21 protein-coding genes are annotated in these 17753 nt (G+C 66.8%); 16 read left to right on the top strand and 5 right to left on the bottom strand.

The window, feature by feature from the left end; genetic code table 11:
* Positions 1 to 328: 328 nt before the first annotated feature.
* The 3 genes from OG617_RS12625 to OG617_RS12615 all read left to right on the top strand — a co-directional run bounded on the left by OG617_RS12625 (position 329) and on the right by OG617_RS12615 (position 2828).
* A complete protein-coding gene (locus tag OG617_RS12625) occupies positions 329 to 472 on the top strand; it encodes a hypothetical protein (RefSeq protein ID WP_405101504.1) in 144 nt (47 codons plus the stop codon).
* A 999-nt stretch (positions 473 to 1471) separates the two neighbouring features.
* Positions 1472 to 1918 carry a hypothetical protein gene (locus tag OG617_RS12620; protein ID WP_405101502.1) on the top strand — a complete coding sequence of 149 codons (447 nt, stop codon included), beginning with the start codon at positions 1472 to 1474 and terminating at the stop codon, positions 1916 to 1918.
* A 208-nt stretch (positions 1919 to 2126) separates the two neighbouring features.
* On the top strand, positions 2127 to 2828 hold the full coding sequence (locus tag OG617_RS12615; protein WP_405101500.1) for a macro domain-containing protein: 702 nt from the start codon (positions 2127 to 2129) through the stop codon (positions 2826 to 2828).
* A gap of 8 nt (positions 2829 to 2836) precedes the next feature.
* Here the strand turns inward: OG617_RS12615 and OG617_RS12610 are convergent, their stop codons facing one another.
* From OG617_RS12610 to OG617_RS12600, 3 genes are all read right to left on the bottom strand, one after another.
* Positions 2837 to 3649 carry a nucleoside phosphorylase gene (locus OG617_RS12610; protein ID WP_405101498.1) on the bottom strand — a complete coding sequence of 271 codons (813 nt, stop codon included), beginning with the start codon at positions 3647 to 3649 and terminating at the stop codon, positions 2837 to 2839.
* 293 nt (positions 3650 to 3942) lie between these two features.
* Entirely contained in the window at positions 3943 to 4749 is an 807-nt protein-coding gene (locus tag OG617_RS12605; protein WP_405101496.1) for a protein phosphatase 2C domain-containing protein, read from the bottom strand.
* Entirely contained in the window at positions 4749 to 5591 is an 843-nt protein-coding gene (locus OG617_RS12600; protein ID WP_405101494.1) for a sigma-70 family RNA polymerase sigma factor, read from the bottom strand. Before OG617_RS12600 ends, OG617_RS12605 begins: the two co-directional genes overlap by 1 nt.
* 311 nt (positions 5592 to 5902) lie before the next feature.
* Here OG617_RS12600 and OG617_RS12595 point away from each other — a divergent pair, with 311 nt between their 5' ends.
* Genes OG617_RS12595 through OG617_RS12575 form a run of 5 tightly spaced genes read left to right on the top strand, consistent with a single transcriptional unit; the run spans position 5903 to position 7713 of the window.
* A complete protein-coding gene (locus OG617_RS12595) occupies positions 5903 to 6136 on the top strand; it encodes a DUF6284 family protein (protein WP_405101492.1) in 234 nt (77 codons plus the stop codon).
* Positions 6136 to 6474, top strand: a complete 339-nt coding sequence (locus tag OG617_RS12590; RefSeq protein WP_405101490.1) for a hypothetical protein — start codon at positions 6136 to 6138, stop codon at positions 6472 to 6474. Before OG617_RS12595 ends, OG617_RS12590 begins: the two co-directional genes overlap by 1 nt.
* A complete protein-coding gene (locus OG617_RS12585) occupies positions 6474 to 6632 on the top strand; it encodes a hypothetical protein (protein WP_405101488.1) in 159 nt (52 codons plus the stop codon). Before OG617_RS12590 ends, OG617_RS12585 begins: the two co-directional genes overlap by 1 nt.
* Complete coding sequence (locus tag OG617_RS12580; protein ID WP_405101486.1) at positions 6629 to 6808, top strand: hypothetical protein; 180 nt, start codon at positions 6629 to 6631, stop codon at positions 6806 to 6808. Before OG617_RS12585 ends, OG617_RS12580 begins: the two co-directional genes overlap by 4 nt.
* Entirely contained in the window at positions 6805 to 7713 is a 909-nt protein-coding gene (locus OG617_RS12575) for an ABC transporter permease (RefSeq protein WP_405101484.1), read from the top strand. The genes OG617_RS12580 and OG617_RS12575 overlap by 4 nt, the downstream gene beginning before the upstream one ends.
* Positions 7714 to 7745: 32 nt before the next feature.
* Here OG617_RS12575 and OG617_RS12570 read toward each other — a convergent pair whose 3' ends face one another.
* Positions 7746 to 8864: an IS630 family transposase gene (locus OG617_RS12570; protein ID WP_405095183.1), complete on the bottom strand. Its 1119-nt coding sequence runs from the start codon at positions 8862 to 8864 to the stop codon at positions 7746 to 7748.
* A gap of 183 nt (positions 8865 to 9047) precedes the next feature.
* Between OG617_RS12570 and OG617_RS12565 the strand changes: the two genes are divergently transcribed.
* The 8 genes from OG617_RS12565 (at position 9048) to OG617_RS12530 (ending at position 16670) form a co-directional block, all read left to right on the top strand.
* The gene (locus tag OG617_RS12565) at positions 9048 to 11225 is read left to right on the top strand and encodes a cell division protein FtsK (protein ID WP_405101482.1); all 2178 of its coding nucleotides are present in this window, start codon (positions 9048 to 9050) and stop codon (positions 11223 to 11225) included.
* 147 nt (positions 11226 to 11372) lie between these two features.
* The gene (locus OG617_RS12560; protein ID WP_405101480.1) at positions 11373 to 11612 is read left to right on the top strand and encodes a hypothetical protein; all 240 of its coding nucleotides are present in this window, start codon (positions 11373 to 11375) and stop codon (positions 11610 to 11612) included.
* On the top strand, positions 11609 to 11902 hold the full coding sequence (locus OG617_RS12555) for a hypothetical protein (RefSeq protein ID WP_405101478.1): 294 nt from the start codon (positions 11609 to 11611) through the stop codon (positions 11900 to 11902). Before OG617_RS12560 ends, OG617_RS12555 begins: the two co-directional genes overlap by 4 nt.
* Complete coding sequence (locus OG617_RS12550; protein WP_405101476.1) at positions 11902 to 12204, top strand: hypothetical protein; 303 nt, start codon at positions 11902 to 11904, stop codon at positions 12202 to 12204. The genes OG617_RS12555 and OG617_RS12550 overlap by 1 nt, the downstream gene beginning before the upstream one ends.
* A 13-nt stretch (positions 12205 to 12217) precedes the next feature.
* The gene (locus OG617_RS12545; RefSeq protein ID WP_405101474.1) at positions 12218 to 13198 is read left to right on the top strand and encodes a bifunctional DNA primase/polymerase; all 981 of its coding nucleotides are present in this window, start codon (positions 12218 to 12220) and stop codon (positions 13196 to 13198) included.
* On the top strand, positions 13195 to 14754 hold the full coding sequence (locus OG617_RS12540; protein WP_405101472.1) for a hypothetical protein: 1560 nt from the start codon (positions 13195 to 13197) through the stop codon (positions 14752 to 14754). The genes OG617_RS12545 and OG617_RS12540 overlap by 4 nt, the downstream gene beginning before the upstream one ends.
* Before the next feature lie 479 nt (positions 14755 to 15233).
* Positions 15234 to 15443, top strand: a complete 210-nt coding sequence (locus OG617_RS12535; protein ID WP_405101470.1) for a helix-turn-helix domain-containing protein — start codon at positions 15234 to 15236, stop codon at positions 15441 to 15443.
* A gap of 15 nt (positions 15444 to 15458) precedes the next feature.
* A complete protein-coding gene (locus OG617_RS12530; protein WP_405101468.1) occupies positions 15459 to 16670 on the top strand; it encodes a tyrosine-type recombinase/integrase in 1212 nt (403 codons plus the stop codon).
* Positions 16671 to 17223: 553 nt separating this feature from the next.
* On the opposite strand, the gene OG617_RS12525 is transcribed toward OG617_RS12530, so the two are convergent.
* Positions 17224 to 17469, bottom strand: a complete 246-nt coding sequence (locus OG617_RS12525; RefSeq protein ID WP_405101466.1) for a hypothetical protein — start codon at positions 17467 to 17469, stop codon at positions 17224 to 17226.
* Positions 17470 to 17753 lie beyond the last annotated feature (284 nt).

Genomic DNA, 17753 nt, shown 5'->3' with positions numbered 1-17753 from the left:
GTTGCCCTCGGCGAGGTACGCGCGTCACGCCCGGGTCGCGCTCGTACAGGGGAACCTCGTCCGCCAGTCGGCCATTGTCGGTTCTGCGGCGAGCGCGACCACCACCACTGCGCGGACCGATTGTATATTGACCGTGATAGGGAATCGTCCCTGCTCACACCGAAGGACACGAGTGAAACGCCGACTTCTGCATGCGCTGACGGCCATAACTGTCATTGTTGCCGGCACGGGCGTGGTGGCCACGCCAGCCTCGGCTAGCGACGCGTGGGGCATTGTCTGCAACCTCAGGGAGAACACCTGGCTCCGCGCCGCACCCCAGAGTGGCTTCGTGCTGCGGACCCTGACGGCCGGGCGCGGATTCCGCTGGCACGGTCAGGTCTGGGCCATCGACGCCGACTCCTGGCTCTACGGCCACGGCGCAGAGGATCCGTCACTGGACGGCTGGGTCCCGGCCCGCAACACCACCTGCTGAACCCATAGCTGACCGGGATGGCCGCAGTCGTCTGCGGCCATCCCGGTACCCACTCTCGCCGGCCAGCACCGGCACGACCGTCCACCCCCAGCGGTGGCATCGATCAGAAGCTGGACGGGGCTGGTCATGGCAGACGGCGGCTATCTCGGCAATTCCGAGGTAATCATCCGTACCGTGAGGCCCGCGAGCTGCCCGACCGGCAGGCCGGCCTGGACGCGCGGCGCTCGGAAGGTGCGTGCCTAGGTCGAGCGTGCCCTAGCCAGGCTCAAGTGCTTCCCGACACAGACAACGCTGGGCCGATCCGGTGAAGGGATCGGCCCAGCGTTCGTGCTGCTCAGAAGAGCGGAGGATACGAGATTCGAACTCGTGAGGGTGTAAACCCAACACGCTTTCCAAGTCTGTTGCTGACTGTTCGCAGAGAGCCGTATCCGTACCGAGCAGGGGCGCTGGCATCGGACGGGACGTAGCCGGATGACCTTGAACGTGGCCGAACGAGACGACAACTGAGACGGCTCATGATTCACAGATACTTTCGAGGTCTGCGACCGCCTGTCCGGCCCCGTCTGACCTAGGCCGTCACCAGCCGGTCGCTTAGCTGCCGGGACCCTAGCGGAGAGTGCCGTATCGCGATGAACGAGACCATGACGGAGACCGCCCACCCGCCGCGCTTCCAAGCCCCGTTCTCCCTCGTCAGCAAGGTCGCGGTCATAAAGAGCGATACACGGCCCGGTTTGTCAGTGTGCGCTGTCGTACGTCAGTATCCGTACCTATTGTCACTCAGTACGTCACGCAGACCCGACGGCTGGCATGACGGTCTCTTGCTTGCAAGTTCTGAACCCGCCGGCGGGACGAACGACGCGGTAGCTGCGGCGGCCCTGCGCCAGCAGCACCCCGGCCACCCCGGTGGTCGCCGGCCGCGTTGGAGGAATTGATGCCTACTCAGAGCCTCGAACCCGGGTAGGATTACCACAGCCCCGGTCATCCAGGTTAGGTCCCCCTATGGCGAACCCCATCCCCGAATGGCTTGAACACCAAGCCGATCGGACCTGTGCCCGACAGCGAGCGCAGGTAGAAACCGGCAAGCTTATTGTTACTTTCTCTGCCGCCGTAGCAGCAACCATTGTCGCAACTGCATTGCAGGTCGGGAAAATTTCCGCCTGGGATCGCATTGCCGCGGTGCTTCTAGGTGCGACGTTTTTAGTCGCAATAGTGGCCATATTATTTGACCGCCTATCGGAAGTAGATCATTTAACGATCATGCAAATCGGACAAATTCATGGGTGGCCCGCAACGAAACTCCTTGGTGAACTGCGCGCAGCGTCCGTAACCGCAGCGTTCGCCAATGAAGATGTGGTGCGAGCGATGCGGGTTGCAGTCATGGTGCAAGTCGCAGTCTCCTTCACGACAGGTGCAGCCGCCGTTATTTCACTGCTAGCACAGGAATAGGGGCGCCATGGTCGGAGATCATTCGTTGAAGACCGTAGGCTGGGGGCCTTGGCCAGTTCCTGGAGAGCGACGACGCCGACGCCGGGCAGCGGAGCGGGCCAGAGAGGTTCTCAAGATTGCATCGGAAGTCGAGGCGAGACCTGTACGAGAAGAAAAGGGCGATGCACCCCCGGCTTCAAGCTCAGACCGACTGCCATCCCCAACTCCGTTGAGTAGCAAGCATAGGTTTCAACTGACCGGCCAAGCTTCCAGCAAATGCGAAATTGGCATAATTGCTGGCGACATCCTTGCCGTAAATAACGTAGACATTTGGGTGAACGGCGAAAACACGGATATGGAAATGGCTCGGGTTACCGAGGACTCCATATCCGCGATCGTTCGCTATTGGGGCGCAAAGAGGACGGCAGCAGGCCGAGTGGCTTCTGATCTAATAGCGGACTCGCTGGCTTCCGAAGTCGGAGGCAATGTGCCCGTAACCCCAGGTCGAGCTTTCGTAACCAAGGCTGGCGAATTGACGCAAAGCCATAATGTTAAGCACATAATTCACGTCGCTGCAGTGCAAGGGGAGCCCGGGGCGGGATTCCGTCGGGTGCAAAATATCGGTCTATGCGTAACGAACGCTTTAGCTGCAGCCGACGGGATTGCGCAAACAAACCGAGGCGTTGAGTCGATACTTTTTCCATTACTAGGAACCGGCATGGGAGGTGCTAACCTCAAACCGACCACCAAAGCGCTGGTCGGAGCAGCAATCAACTACCTCGACGCAGTACCCGAAACAGCTTTGCGAGTTATCTACTTCCTGGCTTATAGCGACGCCGAGCATGAAACCCTTACCGACGCCTTCCACGCCACTCACCGCCTTGCGCCGACCAATGCCACAGACACTGCTGAATCGGATCTGGGAAAATGACGAGGCAATCAAGACTCGGCCTTAAGGCTCCCAGCGCTTGCCTGGCCAGGATTGGCTAGCGCCAACGCGGTCTCGGCTGCCAAATCAACAAGAAGGCGGCGAACCTCGACCGCCTGCCGCCAATCTCGATCGTCCCACACCTCGCCACTGAGATCATCTCCTGCATACAGGAGTTGGCCGAACTGAATGCTGCGAAACTCTGCAACGGCAAGCAGCGCAGAAGCCTCCATCTCCACAGTCAAGCATCCCTCGGCACGACGGCGAGCCACTCGCCTCGGTGTTTCGCGAAACAAGCCGTCCGTAGTCCAAGTGCGTCCGGCGATAGTAGGGATGCCCCGCCGGTTTACGACGGCCGTTAAGGCGGCAACCACGTCGGGGCTAGCAACTACTTCCCGCGCTGGAGGTAAATAGTGGTACGAGGTTCCCTCATCGCGCACTGCTGCGGTAACAACGATGGCATGGTGCCCCATCCGCAGGTCCTGCCGCATGGCACCAGCCCCACCGCACGCAATGATGGTCCTGCATCCGGCAGCAATGACACGCTCCATCGAATTGCTTGCGAGCGGCGCGCCAAGGCCAGGATAGAATAATCCTAACCGTTTTCCACGGTACTCAATTTCCCACAGCGGTTCTCGACTCGGCAATTCCAAAACTCTATGCCCCTGGCTGGTCATTTCCTCAATCGTTTCAGGAAAAAAGCATGCTATGGCTGCCGCAGGGGCATCAACCTTAGGCTGAGTCTTGGCGGGGTCAATAAAGGCGGATCTATCCGAGTCGAACTCTAGCAGTGGAACGTTACCGCTGGCCGGATTCACTGTCATATTATGCCAGATTACTTCTCTTTGTGGTCGACGGTTCGTCGGCTTCAGCCGTTTTGTTCACATCTTTATGGCCGGTGGTTGCAATGATTCTTAATCCAGACGTGGCCGTAACGGCGTTCACCGACGAGAGATAAAGATTAACCAAACTGTCAACTCCAGCAAGTCTGAGCGTCACCTTGACGCAATTGCGCATTCTTTCCGCGTACCGTTCAGGCTTGTGAGCCTACCCGCTGAACACGGCGACGCCGTCGCCATCCCGTAAGGCCGCTGCCACCGCTCCTTGTCCCCAGGCTCTACGTCGCGTAGACGACCGTCGCGTCATCGCTCCGCTTGTTACGCGGCCAACGCGCGCCCTGCGGGTCGGCACCCTCCAACGTCCGTACCTGGCGAATTAGCTCGGCGGGTCCGTGTGCGCTGAGGTTGTCGAGTACCGCCGGCCAGTCGAGAGCGCCGAAGAGATCCACGATCCGTGCCGCACCATCGGTGAGCACGGCCAGGCGCTGCACCTCGTCGAGCGGGACGCTGCCCACGATGGCGTGGTCGGCAGCGGATGGGATGGCGGTGGCGACCCAGAACCCACCGGGTTGGTTGCGCGCGGCCAGCTCGGCGTGCTTCATCCGCAGCAACGCCGCCTGCTTCTCCGGAGACCCGATCAGGTGCCGGTCTACCTCGTCCCGTTCGGGACGCGCGGTGCTGTCGACCCGGGTATCGGTGACGACAGCTGCCCCCCCGGCCTGCTGGTCGATGATGACGCTGATGTCACCGAGTACGAGGTATTCCCAGGAGCTGCCGTTGATCCGGAGAATCGAAACCGCTGCCGATGGCGTACCCGGGTGGTTTAGGTCGCATTCCTTGTGCATCTCGGCAACCTGCTCGATGGCAGTCTTCAGGGCTTCCTTAAGAGGCGTTTCCAGGTCAGCAGCCAGCGTGCCGGCGACCGATCCCAGCTTTGCGGCGTACCAGGAAACACCGTGCCGGCATCCGGTGTCTGTCCGGGCCGTCGCGCCGTCGAGGACGACAATCAGGCGAGGTGAAGCACTGAACCAGTCTTCATTGGCCTTGCTGGTATCACCAGGATCGGAAGCACTCAACACCCGCATTATCCCACACCCTCATTCCGAAACACCGGGGTCACCGCTTCAGTGGAGAGAATTTCATGCGTCTTCGGATCGTACTTGCATGCGATAGCCACCGAGAAGCGACGCGTCTTCACTTCCCGATACAGAGTGTCAAGATTATCTTCCAAATACCGGCCAGCACCCTTCGTGCCCAGCGCATGAATGCCGGCCAGATACAGGAACGATCCCCGACCGTCCGGGCGAGGAAGCCTGCCGACGTAGGCGTAGTCGCAAGGTTCGCCCTCATTAGCAGGCGAACGGTATTCCTCGCCGGTCACATGGTTGACCAGATACCAGCCGCCGTCATCGTTGCGGAATCCAAGGTTCGGGTCCGACTCCAACACCTGACCAACGAAGGGCAGAATCCGGGGGCTACCGCAGACAATCAGATTGGTTCGGTTTAGCTTGATCATCCCTGGCGGAGGAACCACCTCGTACTCCGCTTTGAGGCTCAGGGACCGCGCCAGTCCGGATAGCCGTTCGTAGGTGGCAAGCATTTCCGCCGAGACCACATGGCCCGGATTCTCTTTGCCAGCCTCATACTTACCGGCGACAGCAACCGTAACCGTGCCGCTTCCCAGGAATGCGCGCTCCGGTCGCGGTCCCGACGACAGTAGTTGACCCACGCGCGCACGGGTCATGCCAATCGCTTCGGCGATCTGCGTCTGCGTCATCCCACTGGACAACATCTCATCGAGTGCGCCGCGCCGGAGATGCGACAGCTCGGCGATCGCCGCTTGGTGCTCCTCAATGAGGCTGCTGGCCTGACGGGCGCGTCCCCCAGGGTCCGCCACCTCGGCCAGTGCCGCTAGCTGCGCTTCCACGGGTCTCCTTCCAGCCCTTCCCCCGGGTCGCTCACCCGGCGGCGTGCCACGCCCGGATTTTACGCCCGGAGGGGCTTGACCGACGCAAGGGGGGTTGCATACGCTCTGCACTCACCACCCCGCAAGCCCCCTTGACAGGGCAAGCGGGCTAGACAAAGGCCCTGCCGGTTGATCCCTGGTGCTGCAACACCATGGCCGGCAGGGCCACACCGAGCACTCCGAGAGGAAGCAACACGATGCCTACCAAGGCTAGCTTCAGCACGCCTGGAATGCCCTATCTGAGTAGGTCCAGGGACCTCACCGAACAGCCGATGTCGACCGAAGCAACCGGACCGACTGCGGCCGACATGGCGGAGATCGAGCGGGAGTTGCCGCTGATCGAAGCCGAAGTTCTCCTGCTGGACGCGCAGATCATCGTGTTGACCAGTGATGCCGGACCGACCGAGCTGGACTGGCAGCGGGTGCGGCGTGCGCAGCGTCGGGTGTTGCGTGAGGCGCGGGCGTTCCTGGCTGTGCAGGCCGCGTCGGGTCGGTTGGTGGCGTGATGACCGCCCGTAAGAGCCACCGCGCGGTGATGGCCGAACTGCTGTTGCTCGCGGCCCCGACCAGCATCCGCGTTCACCACGACGACGACGGCTCCATCTCCATCACGTTCGCCGCGATCGCGGAACTGCGCGCCTGGCTCGACGGGGCCGGCCTGAACGCCCCGGACCTCCTCACCGCCGAGCGAGAGCACACCGACAACGACGGTCGCCCGGTCCGGTCCATGCACGCCTACCCGACGTGGCACGGCTGGGAGATCTACGCCGACGCCACCGAGGCCATCGACGTGGCGCCGCTGGACCCGGAGACGGTCACCGCGCTTACCGGCCTGGTGGCCTGATGCGCGCCGGCTGCTGCATCTGCGACCCGGTGGCCTGCGCCGACGACGACACCGGTGAGCACTGCAACGACCGCTCGTGCGGGTCCTGCCTGCACGGCTGTCCCGCACCGCACGGCCATTGCTGCACCGCCCCCACCGACACCGAGGCGAACCGGTGAGCCCGCGCGAGCCGAAGCGGACCCGCCGGCCGTGGTCGACCAGCCCCGACGTGTTCACCTCCACCGGCCGTGCCGGCTTCACCGGCGACGCCAAGAGCGGCCGGACGTGGGGCGTCAGGGAACACCGCCCCTACACCCTCCCCCGACCCGCTACCCGAAAGGACAACACCCGATGACCGCCCCGACCCTGAACGGCACCCGCTACCCGCAGTCCGTCGATGAGCTGTTGCCTGCCGCGCGGCAGCTCTTCGTACACCTCGGCGGCCCGCCGTCGCGGAACCGGCTGATGCGGGAGTACCGCGTCGGTGCGCCGAAGGCCGACGAACTGCGGGCGCGCCTCATCGCAGAGGCGGAAGGGGCTCGGGAGCGATTCGCCGTCGAGTTGAGCGGCGACCCGTGGGACTACGCCGAGCCGATCGGCCCGGACCCGGCACCGGCACCGGCGATGGACCGGGGCGAGGCGCTGGGCACGGTGATGCTGGTCCGGGGTGCGGTGCCGCCGCCCCCGGGCACGTCCTGGACGGACCCGGTCGTACCCGAGTACGCCCCGCCGGCCGACCCGACCCCGACCAGTCCGGTGGAGATCACGCCTGCCGAGCCGGTCGAGCAGGTCACGACGGTCGGTCACCCGGGTACGCCCACCCTGACCGCGCCAGCCCGCCGGGCGGTCGCCTGGCCGGTGGTGCTGCTGGCCCTGCCCGCGTTCGTGGCCATCTGGTCCGGGTGGGTCGGACTCGGCGGACTCACCGGGTTCGGCATCGTGCACCCGCTACCGGGCATCTGGGACAGCTTCTCCATCAACTCGGCGATCACCCTGCCGATCGGGGTGGAGACGTACGGCGCTTACGCGCTCTACGTGTGGCTGTCCGGGCGGGTACCCGCCCCGGCGCTGCGGTTCGCCAAGTGGTCCGCCCTCGGCTCCCTGCTGGTCGGCTCGCTCGGCCAGGTCGCCTACCACCTCCTGGAAGCGGCCGGCATCACCTCGGCCCCGTGGTGGATCACCACCGCCGTGGCCTGTCTCCCGGTCGCCGTGCTCGGCATGGGCGCCGCTCTGGCGCACCTCGTCCGCGCCCACGACTAGTGCTCTGACCATGAACGTTCACGGTGTTGGGGTCAGGCTGCGCGGGTGGCGGGTTGGCCCCAGCGTCGTTGGCGTTCGCTGCGGATGCGGGCGCGTTCGCGGCGTTGGGCGGCTAGGACGTCGGGGTGGCGGGCGTTGGCGTTGCGCCAGCGCAGGTAGGCATGCAGCCGCCGGGTCAGCGTGGGGTGGTTGGGGTGGTTCGAGCCGGCGATGACGAAGGTGCGTAGCGGCCCGAACTGGGCCTCGATCGGGTTGGCCCAGGAGGCGTAGGTCGGGGTGAAACAGAGTTCGACCTTGTTCCGGGCCGCCCACGCCCGGATCTTTCGGCCCTTGTGCGCGGACAGGTTGTCGAGAATGACGTAGATCGGTGCCCCGTCCGGACGCGCGGCCCGGATTGACTTCAAGGCGGCGAGGGTGTTCCCGGCGCTCTTGCGGCGACGGACGACGCCCCAGAGTTGGTCGTCACCGACGGAGTAGCAGCCGTGGAACTGTCGGACGCCGTGCAGCTTGTGGTAGTTCGCGGGCAACCGGTGTGGGTGCCCGGCCGGCGCCCAGCCCGTGCCAGCCTGCGGACGGATCACCAAGGGCCCGAACTCGTCGAAGGCGAACACCCGCTGCGGGAGGTGGTTGCTCACGTGCTCGATCCGGGCGAGCTTGGCGTCCCGGTCAGGGTCGGTGGACTCCTTCCACGTCTTGGTCCGCTGGAAGGTGATCCGGTGTCGGTGCAGGATCTGCCGCAGCCGTTCCCGGCCCACCCCGACCCGTCGAGTGGAGTGAACGCGCAGGTGGTCGACGAGCTTGCGGATGCTCCAGCGGGTGAACGGCCGCCCCAGTTTCTCGGGGCGGGTGTTGGCCGTCTCGACGATGAGCTGTTCTTCGTCAGGACTGATCTGGCGGGGACGGCCACCCGCCCACTGAGGGTCCAGGCTGGCCATCCCCATCTCGTTGAAGCGGTGGATGACCTGCCGGATCGTGTCCTCGTCGGCTTGGACGAGGCGAGCGATCGCCGGCACCGTGTTCCCGCCGGCCGAGGCGAGCACGACCATCGCCCGCCGTAACCGGATCGGCGAGCCGGTACCTCTACGAGTGATCCTCAGCAGCTGCTGACCCTCCTGGTCACTGAGCCGCCGAACGCGAACAGGTTCTGCCACCGCCACAGCCTGACCGTCACGACGCCGCCCAGCCGACAGGCCAGACGGCGTGTCATCAACACCGTGAACGTTCATGGTCAGAGCACTAGCTACGCCCGGCGGCGCGGCCTCTCGGCCTAGGAACCGTGCCGCGCCGCCGGCCCTCCCCGACCAACCAACTGATCAGACGGAGGAACACCCATCATGAACCCCCGAGACGACGACGACCGTTTCGACTGGCGGGCCGCCGAGCGTGATGTGACCGGAGATGCCCCCGACACCAACGTGGTCGACCTGGACGCCGCCCGCGCCGCCCGCACCACCGACCCCGACGACGACGGCGGGCCGGCGCTGGTCGACTCGCCGGCCGCGCAACGGTCCCCGCGGTTCACCCTCGACGGCGTCCGCGCCGGTCAGCGCCGCCCGATCTTGCCCGCCTGGCTGCGCTCCCGCGCCGAGCTGGCCGACGTGATGCGGTGGGCGGTGGGGCACCTCGTTCACACCGCCGCCTATCACTCGCTGCGGCTGCCGAAGTACGCCGGCAAGCTCGCCTTGCGTGCCCCGGTCGGCGCGGTCCGGCTCGTGTCGGGGGCGGTCCGGTGGTTGTTCGACTGGGAAGGCGAGACGCTGCGCCAGTCGACTTCCCAGACCCGCGACGGTGACCTGTACCTGAAGCTGTCTCGGCAGCGTGACCGGCGTGTGCGGTGGCGCGGCATCGTCACCGTCTTCACCCTCGCGGTGACCCTGGCCGGTGGTGTCGCCGTGGCCCTGGCCCCGTCCTGGGCGCGGTGGGCGGTGCTCGCCCTGCTGGTCACCTTGTGCGGGATGTTCGGTCAGCCGGCCGATAAGCCGTTGCTCGACACCGCCGTGGTCATCCCCCGGATCGCCCGGCTGACCTCGGATGTGGTGGTGCGCGCCCTGGCCGTGCTCGGCATCGCCGGCATCACCCAGGCCATCGCCAAGCAAGGCACCCGGGCCATCGCGTTCACCGCGCCGATCACCCGCGACGGCCCCGGATGGCGGGCCGACATCGACCTGCCGCCCGGCGTGACTGCCGGGGACGTGATCGAGCGGCGGGACCGGCTCGCCGCCGGCCTCACCCGCCCCCTGGGCTGTGTGTGGCCGGAGGGACAGCCCGAGGTACACCCCGGCCGGCTGCTGCTGTGGGTCGGCGATCAGGACATGGCCGCCACCCCACCCAAGCCGTGGCCGCTGCTCAAGAGCACGGGCGGGTTCGACCTGGGGCGTCCGGTGCCGTTCGGCACCGACCCGCGCGGCCGGATCATCTCCTTCGAACTCCCGTACACCAACCTGCTGATCGGGTCGATTCCCGGCTACGGCAAGACCGCCGCCACCCAAGTCCCGATGCTCGCCGCCGCTCTCGACCCGTACGCGGAACTGTGGTGCTTCGACTTCAAGGGCACCGGCGGCTTGGACCCCCTGGAAAAGGTGTCTGCGCGGTATGCGTCCGGGCAGGACGACGACACCGCCGAAGAAGGGCTGATCGCCCTGCGGGAGCTGCGCAAGGAATGCCAGCGCCGCGCCGCCGTCATCAAGGGCCTACCCAAGGCGGTGTGCCCGGACAACAAGGTCACCCCCGAACTGGCCCGCCGCAAGAAGCTCGGCCTTCACTGGCTGGTCGTCGCCCTAGACGAAGTGCAGGAACTGTTCTCGCACCCCGAGTTCGGCAAGGAAGCCGGCGAACTGGCCGAGAAAATCATCAAGCTCGGCCGCGCCCTGGGCGTCATCCTCGTCGTCGCCACCCAACGGCCCGACGCGAAGAGCCTGCCGACCGGGGTCAGCGCGAACGCCGGTACCCGGTTCTGCCTGCGCGTCATGGGCCAGATCGAGAACGACATGATCCTCGGCACCTCGGCGTACAAGAACGGCATCCGGGCCACCATGTTCGCCAAGAAGGACAAGGGCGTCGGCTACCTCGTCGGCGCCGCCGACGACGCCCAAATCGTCCGCACCTTCTACGTCGACGGCCCCACCGCAGAAAAGATCACCGACCGGGCACGCGCCCTACGCGAGCAGGCCGGCACCCTCACCGGGCACGCGGTCGGGCAGGCCGCGCCGACCCCGGCCGCCCGCCGGGACACCCTGCTCGACGACATCCTCACCGTCGTCCCCGCGACCGAAGGCAAGGTGTGGGCCGAGACGCTGACCGAGCGCCTGGCCGACCTGAACCCCGACGCCTACGCCGACCTGACCCGCGACCAACTCACCGCGGCGCTCAAGCCGTACGGGATCACCACGGGGCAGGTGTGGGGCACCGACCCGACCACCGGCAAGGGCGCCAACCGGCGCGGCATCGACCGAGCCGACATCACCGGGGCGGTCGCGGAGCGTAACAAGCGGCGGGGAGACAAAGCCGCCTAACCCGGACGGCGTGTGGCTGCTAGGTCTAGCGGCACCCCCCGCTAGACCTAGCACCCCCGCTAGCAACCGATCCCAATCCTGATCAGCGCCCTAACAACTAGCGGCGTCGACCCTTTGCACCCTGAAACCGGCCTGTGGAGGCAATCCGTGGTCCCCATCGCCCTGCTCGCTAGCCTCGCCGCCATCATCTACGCAGCGTCATACCTCGCTCTATGCGCGGTGTCCCCCTGGGGGCGCTGCCGACGCTGCCAGGGCCGCCGCTCCCACCGCACCGCCATCGGCACTCGCCGCGACTGCCCCCGCTGCGACGGCACCGGCATCCGCGTCCGCACCGGCCGCCGGCTACTCGACTACATCCGTACCGAGTACCAGGCCGGTAACCGATGACCCGCCGCGCCGCCGGCCACACCGGGTGGTGTGGACGCGACCACCGCTGCAACCTCGGCGAACACCGCTCCGAAGAGATCGTGGTCGACCTCGCGGGGCGCGGCCGGGCCGTGCTGGTCCGCGTTCGTACCGCCGCCGGGCGGGAGCACGCCGAGGTGCGCGTCAGGGTCGCCCTCGCCCCCGGCGAGGTGGCCGCCCGCCGCCAGTTGGCCGGGCTGCTCGGCGACCTGCGCCACGCCGTCACCCGCGCCGCTCTCGCGGCCCGGCCGCGACCCGGTAGGGCCGCCTGATGGCCCGGCCGCGACACGACGGGCCGTCAATGCGCGACCCGCAGCTCACCGGGCTGGAGGTGTGGTTGTCCGGCACCCCGGCCGAGCTGGACGCCGCCGTCGGCGTCCTGGCCGCCGCCGGCCACGTCGCCTGGCGCAGCGTCCGCCGGCCGATGACCGGTGCCAACGCCGGCCGCCACCGGCTCTATCTGCGCCTAGCCGTCACCGTCGCCGCGCAGCCCCAACCGGCCACCGACACCAGCGCCGCCCGGGGCGCGCTGATCGACCTCGACACCGCCCGCGCCAGCCGCCGGCCCGCCTGAACAGGAGACACCCATGCCAGACCTGCTCGCCGCCGCGCTCGCCCACGCCGAACGTGGCTGGCACGTCTTCCCGCTGCGCCCCGACGCCCGCACCGGCGATGAGGACGAGGCCAAGCGGCCCGCTTTCCCGTCCCGCTGCACCGCCGAGCGGTGCGACCGTACCGACCGGCGTTGCCGGGCTGTCGGCCGTCACGTCGGGTGGGAGGAACGCGCCACGACCGACCCGCAGCGCATCCGCCGGGCGTGGTCGACCCGCCCCTACGGCGTCGGCATCGCGTGCGGCCCCTCCGGGTTGGTCGTAATCGACCTGGACGTGCCCAAGAACGCCGACGACACCGCGCCGCCGCGCTGGTCGGGCGCGGCCTGCGGCCTGGACGTGCTCGCCGCCCTGGCCGAGCAGCACGGCCGCGCCATCGACGCGACGTACACCGTGACCACCGGCCGGGGCGGAAGCCACCTCTACTACCAGCACCCGACCACCGGCCCCGAGCTGCGCAACACCACCAGCGACCGGGGCCGAGGGCTCGGATGGAAGGTCGACACCCGCGCGCACGGCGGCTACGTCGTCGCCGCCGGCAGCACGGTTGCCGGCCGGGCGTACGAAATGGCGTTGGACTGCGACCCCGCCCCGCTGCCCGACTGGCTCGCCGCCCTGCTCGCCCCCGTCCCGCGACCGGCGTACCGGCCCGCCGCGGTGGCGTTGCCGGCCGACCGGCGCGGCCCCTACGTCGCCGCCGCGATCCGCCGGCAGGTCGCCCACCTGGCCGCCGCTGTCGACGGGCAGCGCAACCACGCCCTGTTCGCCTCGGCGGTTGCCCTCGGGCAGCTCGCCGCCGGGGGCGCGCTCACCGAAGCGGACGTGACCGCCGTCCTGGAACCGGCCGCGCTGTCGATCGGCCTGCGACCGGGCGAGATCGCCCGCACCATCACATCCGGCCTACGCGTGGGCGCCCGCAACCCGCGCACCCTGGCCAACGCCGGGAGGGCCGCATGAGCACCCGCCTACAGATCGGCTCCGGCCCCGAGACCATTCGCGTCCTCAAGGCCGCGCTCGTTGATGGGCTGTTGCCCGACACCTACGTTTCCGCCGGCTCTCTCGTGCACATGGAAGCCGTCTCCGGCGGCCTGCCGACCGCCGCTGACGAAGACTCCCCGCTGCCGATCAGCGCGAGCAACCTCAACCCCGCCGGCTTGGCCGGGCTGCTCGCCGAACACGCCTACGTCTACCGGGTCAAGACCCGCAAGAGCGACACCGGCAACCCGGAGATGTTCGAAGACGAGGTGACCCCGCCCCGCGACATCCTGTCGTCGGTGCTGGCCGGCAAGACCTGGCCGGGCGTGCCACCGCTGCGCGGGATTATCGGCGCTCCGGTGCTGCGACGCGACGGCACCCTGCTCCAACAACCCGGCTACGACCCGGCGACCGGCCTCTACCTGGCCTCCAAGGTCGCGCTTCCGCCCGTGCCCGACCAGCCGACCCCCGAGCAGGTCGATGACGCGCGTACGTTCCTGCTCGGCCGGTTCCTGCGTGACTTCCCCTGGGCGTCCGCCGCCGACCGGGCCAACTACGTTGCCCTGCTCGCCACGCCGATCCTGCGGCACTTCACCCGATCCCTTACGCCGTTCGCGCTCATCGACGCCACCATGCCGTCATCCGGCAAGACCATCCTCACCGCCGGCCCCGGCATGCTCTACGGGCAGCGCGTCATGACCTGGGCCTACTCCGACGAAGAACTGCGGAAATCCATCACGGCCGTGCTCGCAGAGCAGGTCGGCGTGGTCATCTGGGACAACCTCGCCGAGGGAACCGTCATCGACTCCCCGGTGCTCGCCCAGCTCGTCACCTCCGGCGTGTGGTCCGACCGGCAGCTAGGCGCGTCGCGCAACGTCGCCACCGTCAACGACCGGCTGTGGATGGCCACCGGCAACAACCTCCAGGTCGGCGGAGACATGGCGAGCCGTACCGTGCGCGTGCACCTCGACCCAGACATGCCCCGCCCCGAACTGCGCGACCAACGAGGGTTCGGCATCCCCCACCTCGACCAGTGGATCACCGACCCGGCCAACCAACTCACCGTCCTGTGGCACCTGCTCGTGCTGGTCCTCGACTGGACACGGCAGGGAGCACCCCGCGTCGGCGGGTTGTCGATGCGGCAGTTCACCCCGTGGGCACAAGCCCTCGGCGGATTCCTCCACCACCACGGCATCGACGGATTCCTCACCAACGCCGCCGACATCCGTGAGATCGATGAAGACGAAACGCGCTGGCGCGCGTTCCTCACCTGCTGGCACGACCGCCACGGCGGCCGGGCGATGACCGCCGCCGACCTACGCCGCGACGCCGAACCGATGCAACTCGGCAACGACATCAACGACCCGTGGGACGGCCAATTCATCACCACCCACAACGGCCGCCTACCCAACCCGCTGCAACTCGGCCGACTCCTCACCGGCCAGGCCGGACGCTGGCGCGGCGAACACGTCATCCGCGCTGGCAAGAACGACCGAGGCGACCGGTCCGTGTTCCGGGTCGAACACCACCAGGAATGAAACCCGCTGAACCATCTCCGCATCTCCGCAACGCCGCACCAACCCACCACCACCAGCGGAAACACCCTGCGGAGATCAAAACCTTGAGGATCATCAATCTCCGCATCTCCGCAACCGCTGCGGAGATCACACCTCCTCTGCGGAGATGAACCCTCGGCAGAACTCCGCATCTCCGCAAGCATTTGCCCAGCTCACAGCCATGTTTGCGGAGATGCGGAGATGCGGAGATGGTTCAGCGGTCTCGCGCAGCGACGCACTAACCACCCGCCGCCGACCCGTGTAGACGGCCCGTTGAGACCCCTGAGCCGATCCGGCGTATCGCTTCATCGACCTGCCCGAGATCTTGGCTTTCGGGGGCTCTCGGCGGGCCCCGCTAGCGGCCTTCATCGATTCTCCTGCTCCAACCAGCAATTGCCCCTCGCCCGCTGAGAACGCCCGCCACCGGCGTTCTCAGCCCAACGGAACTACGGGGAGAAGCCGTGCCCACGCCAGAAAACCGTGTCGTTCTGACCATCGAAGAAGCCGCCCAACGACTCGGCATCGGCCGCACCACCATGTACGCCCTCATCAAAACCGGACAGATTCGCACCGTCACCATCGGCCGCCTCCGCCGAGTTCCCACCTTTTGCCTGGACGAGTACGTGCGCAACCTGCTCGCCGAACCGACGCCCCTCAACCACGCCGCCTGACGGAAGGAGTCAGCAATGGGACGCAAGCCAAACGGTGCATCGAGCATCTACAAGGGCGGCGACGGCTACTGGCACGGTCGCGTCACGGTCGGTGTGAAGGACAACGGCAAGCCGGACCGGCGGCATGTCCAGGCGAAGACCGAGGCCGAGGTGATCCGTAAGGTTCGCACGCTCGAACGGGAGCGGGACAACGGCACGGTTCGGAAGCCGGGGCAGCGCTGGACCGTTGAAAAGTGGCTTACGCACTGGGTGGAGAACATCGCCGGCCCGGTGGTCCGTACGAACACCCTCGACGGGTATCGGGTGGCCGTCCGCCGGCACCTGATTCCCGGTGTGGGCGCCCACCGCCTCGACCGCCTGGAACCGGAGCACCTGGAGAAGCTTTACGTCTGGATGATGGCCAACGGCAGCGCGGCCGGCACTGCTCACCAGGCGCACCGAACCATCCGCACGGCGCTCGGCGAGGCGGTTCGCCGTGGGCATCTCGCTCGGAACCCCGCCGCGCTGGCCAAGCCGCCCCGTCTCCCGGATACGGAGGTTCAGCCGTACTCAGTGCCGGAGGTACAAGCGATTCTCCGCGCGGCAGCATCGCGAAGGAACAGCGCCCGATGGGCGGTGGCGCTCGCCCTCGGGCTGCGGCAGGGCGAGGCGCTCGGCCTGAAATGGCCGGACGTGGATCTGAACAACGAGACGCTGACCGTGCGCCGCGCACTTCTCCGGCCGAAGTGGCGGCACGGCTGCGAGGGGAAGTGCGAGCAGAAGTTGCCCGGCCAATGCTCCGAGCGGGTGAATGAACGTCCGGTGGCGGCGGACACTAAGTCGCGCGCCGGCCGTCGCTCCATCGGCCTACCGCATGCGCTGGTTGAGCTACTTCGGCAGCACCGGAAAAAACAGGAAGTCGAGCGCGAGACCGCCGCGCAGCTCTGGCGCGACGAGGGGTGGGTGTTCGCCTCGCCGACCGGCGAGACGATCCACCAGGCGACGGACTACGACGAATGGAAGCGGCTGCTCAAACTCGCCGGAGTACGGGACGGCCGGTTGCACGACGCGCGGCACACCGCCGCCACCGTGCTCCTGGTCCTCGGCGTCTCCGGCCGCGCGGTGATGGGCATTATGGGCTGGTCCAACTCGGCGATGGCCGTCCGGTACCAGCACATGACGGATCAGGTGCGCCGGGACATCGCACAGCAACTGGGCGGGCTGCTCTGGGGAGAGACTGAAAAATAGTTTTGACGGGGTCGAATTCGGTCGACCCCGTCACCCCAAGCCCCTGCTAGCCCTGTTCTGTGGTTGGCGTTACTGGACTACTTCGTGCGTAATCCTGGCCGATCTTGGCTTCTCTTGCGCGCTGCATTTGCTGGGCGTCCGCCAGGGTATAGATAGGGCCGCTCTTCGTTCGTGCGACGGGAGGTGGAAACCACACCTGGCGCGATAATTGCTGCGCTCGTTGTCTAGACACTCCTAGCTGAACGGCGATCTCGGCGAGAGTTATGAGTTCTGGGACATGCTCCGGCGTGCCCTCTTGATGAACCGAAACTGAGATCGGGTCGATGGTTGCTTCTGCCGCCTTCTGAATCCACTCCACCGTCCGAGCGGCCTTAGATAGTGCGGAAGATGCTGTCATGCCCCGTATCGTCTGCGTGGCCACGAGGGTTGCGCCAGTCCGACGATTGATGACCTTCCAGTCCAACGCTAGGCGCTCGTTCTGCGCTCTGGATGCCTTGACTGCCGTAGCGGTTTTGGCGAAGACAATCCGAGCCGTCCAGTCTCTCATGGCGATTCACCAGCTTCCCGGCTGTTTGCGTGCATCGTTTCCCTCGGCGAGCCAGTAGCAAAGAAATCCGTGCATTGCGGGCAGGCTGGCGAGAGCGAGAAGTGAATCGTCGGTGCGTCGGTGAACTAAATACGCCGTGGCGGTGACTGTGACTGCTATGACGAAATGTCGAACGGTTATCCGGCGTCGCAGACTCAGGTTCGCGTTGTTCCCGGGGTCTTCCGGCTGCAGCTCAAAGTCGCTAAGCTTCATCGCAGCTCCTTGCTTCTTGGAGGGTAGGGAGCATGGCGGCGCCCGAGAGACAAGCTCGGGCGCCGTTCCCATTGTAGGAATCTCCTCGCTTTGTCGTCGCACAAGAAGTGCGACTTAGGGAGATAGGCCCTTCCGGCTTGAGGGAATGGAGGGTCGACTCTTGTCAGTGACAAGGAAACCGTTGTCACTGACAACCCCTTCGCCGGGGTCGTTTGAGCCCTTGGTTGGCTAAGCCGCCGTGAGGCTCGGTCGAGTGTTCACTGGTGGCCGGGGTTCATGCGCGG

This window comes from Micromonospora sp. NBC_01412 (genome assembly GCF_045040215.1).
GTDB lineage: Bacteria > Actinomycetota > Actinomycetes > Mycobacteriales > Micromonosporaceae > Micromonospora > Micromonospora rubida.
The sequence above is the reverse complement of the archived record's forward strand: the minus strand, read 5'-3'. Positions and strand labels throughout refer to the sequence as shown.

Excerpts from the sequence above, each read along its gene's own strand:
- OG617_RS12605 (WP_405101496.1), bottom strand. The coding sequence starts at position 4,749 with ATGCGGGTGTTGAGTGCTTCCGATCCTGGTGATACCAGCAAGGCCAAT.
- OG617_RS12545 (WP_405101474.1), top strand. The coding sequence starts at position 12,218 with ATGCCAGACCTGCTCGCCGCCGCGCTCGCCCACGCCGAACGTGGCTGG.
- OG617_RS12540 (WP_405101472.1), top strand. The coding sequence starts at position 13,195 with ATGAGCACCCGCCTACAGATCGGCTCCGGCCCCGAGACCATTCGCGTC.
- OG617_RS12575 (WP_405101484.1), top strand. The coding sequence starts at position 6,805 with ATGACCGCCCCGACCCTGAACGGCACCCGCTACCCGCAGTCCGTCGAT.
- OG617_RS12555 (WP_405101478.1), top strand. The coding sequence starts at position 11,609 with ATGACCCGCCGCGCCGCCGGCCACACCGGGTGGTGTGGACGCGACCAC.
- OG617_RS12610 (WP_405101498.1), bottom strand. The coding sequence starts at position 3,649 with ATGACAGTGAATCCGGCCAGCGGTAACGTTCCACTGCTAGAGTTCGAC.
- OG617_RS12620 (WP_405101502.1), top strand. The coding sequence starts at position 1,472 with ATGGCGAACCCCATCCCCGAATGGCTTGAACACCAAGCCGATCGGACC.
- OG617_RS12595 (WP_405101492.1), top strand. The coding sequence starts at position 5,903 with ATGTCGACCGAAGCAACCGGACCGACTGCGGCCGACATGGCGGAGATC.
- OG617_RS12530 (WP_405101468.1), top strand. The coding sequence starts at position 15,459 with ATGGGACGCAAGCCAAACGGTGCATCGAGCATCTACAAGGGCGGCGAC.
- OG617_RS12550 (WP_405101476.1), top strand. The coding sequence starts at position 11,902 with ATGGCCCGGCCGCGACACGACGGGCCGTCAATGCGCGACCCGCAGCTC.
- OG617_RS12585 (WP_405101488.1), top strand. The coding sequence starts at position 6,474 with ATGCGCGCCGGCTGCTGCATCTGCGACCCGGTGGCCTGCGCCGACGAC.
- OG617_RS12565 (WP_405101482.1), top strand. The coding sequence starts at position 9,048 with ATGAACCCCCGAGACGACGACGACCGTTTCGACTGGCGGGCCGCCGAG.
- OG617_RS12590 (WP_405101490.1), top strand. The coding sequence starts at position 6,136 with ATGACCGCCCGTAAGAGCCACCGCGCGGTGATGGCCGAACTGCTGTTG.
- OG617_RS12525 (WP_405101466.1), bottom strand. The coding sequence starts at position 17,469 with ATGAAGCTTAGCGACTTTGAGCTGCAGCCGGAAGACCCCGGGAACAAC.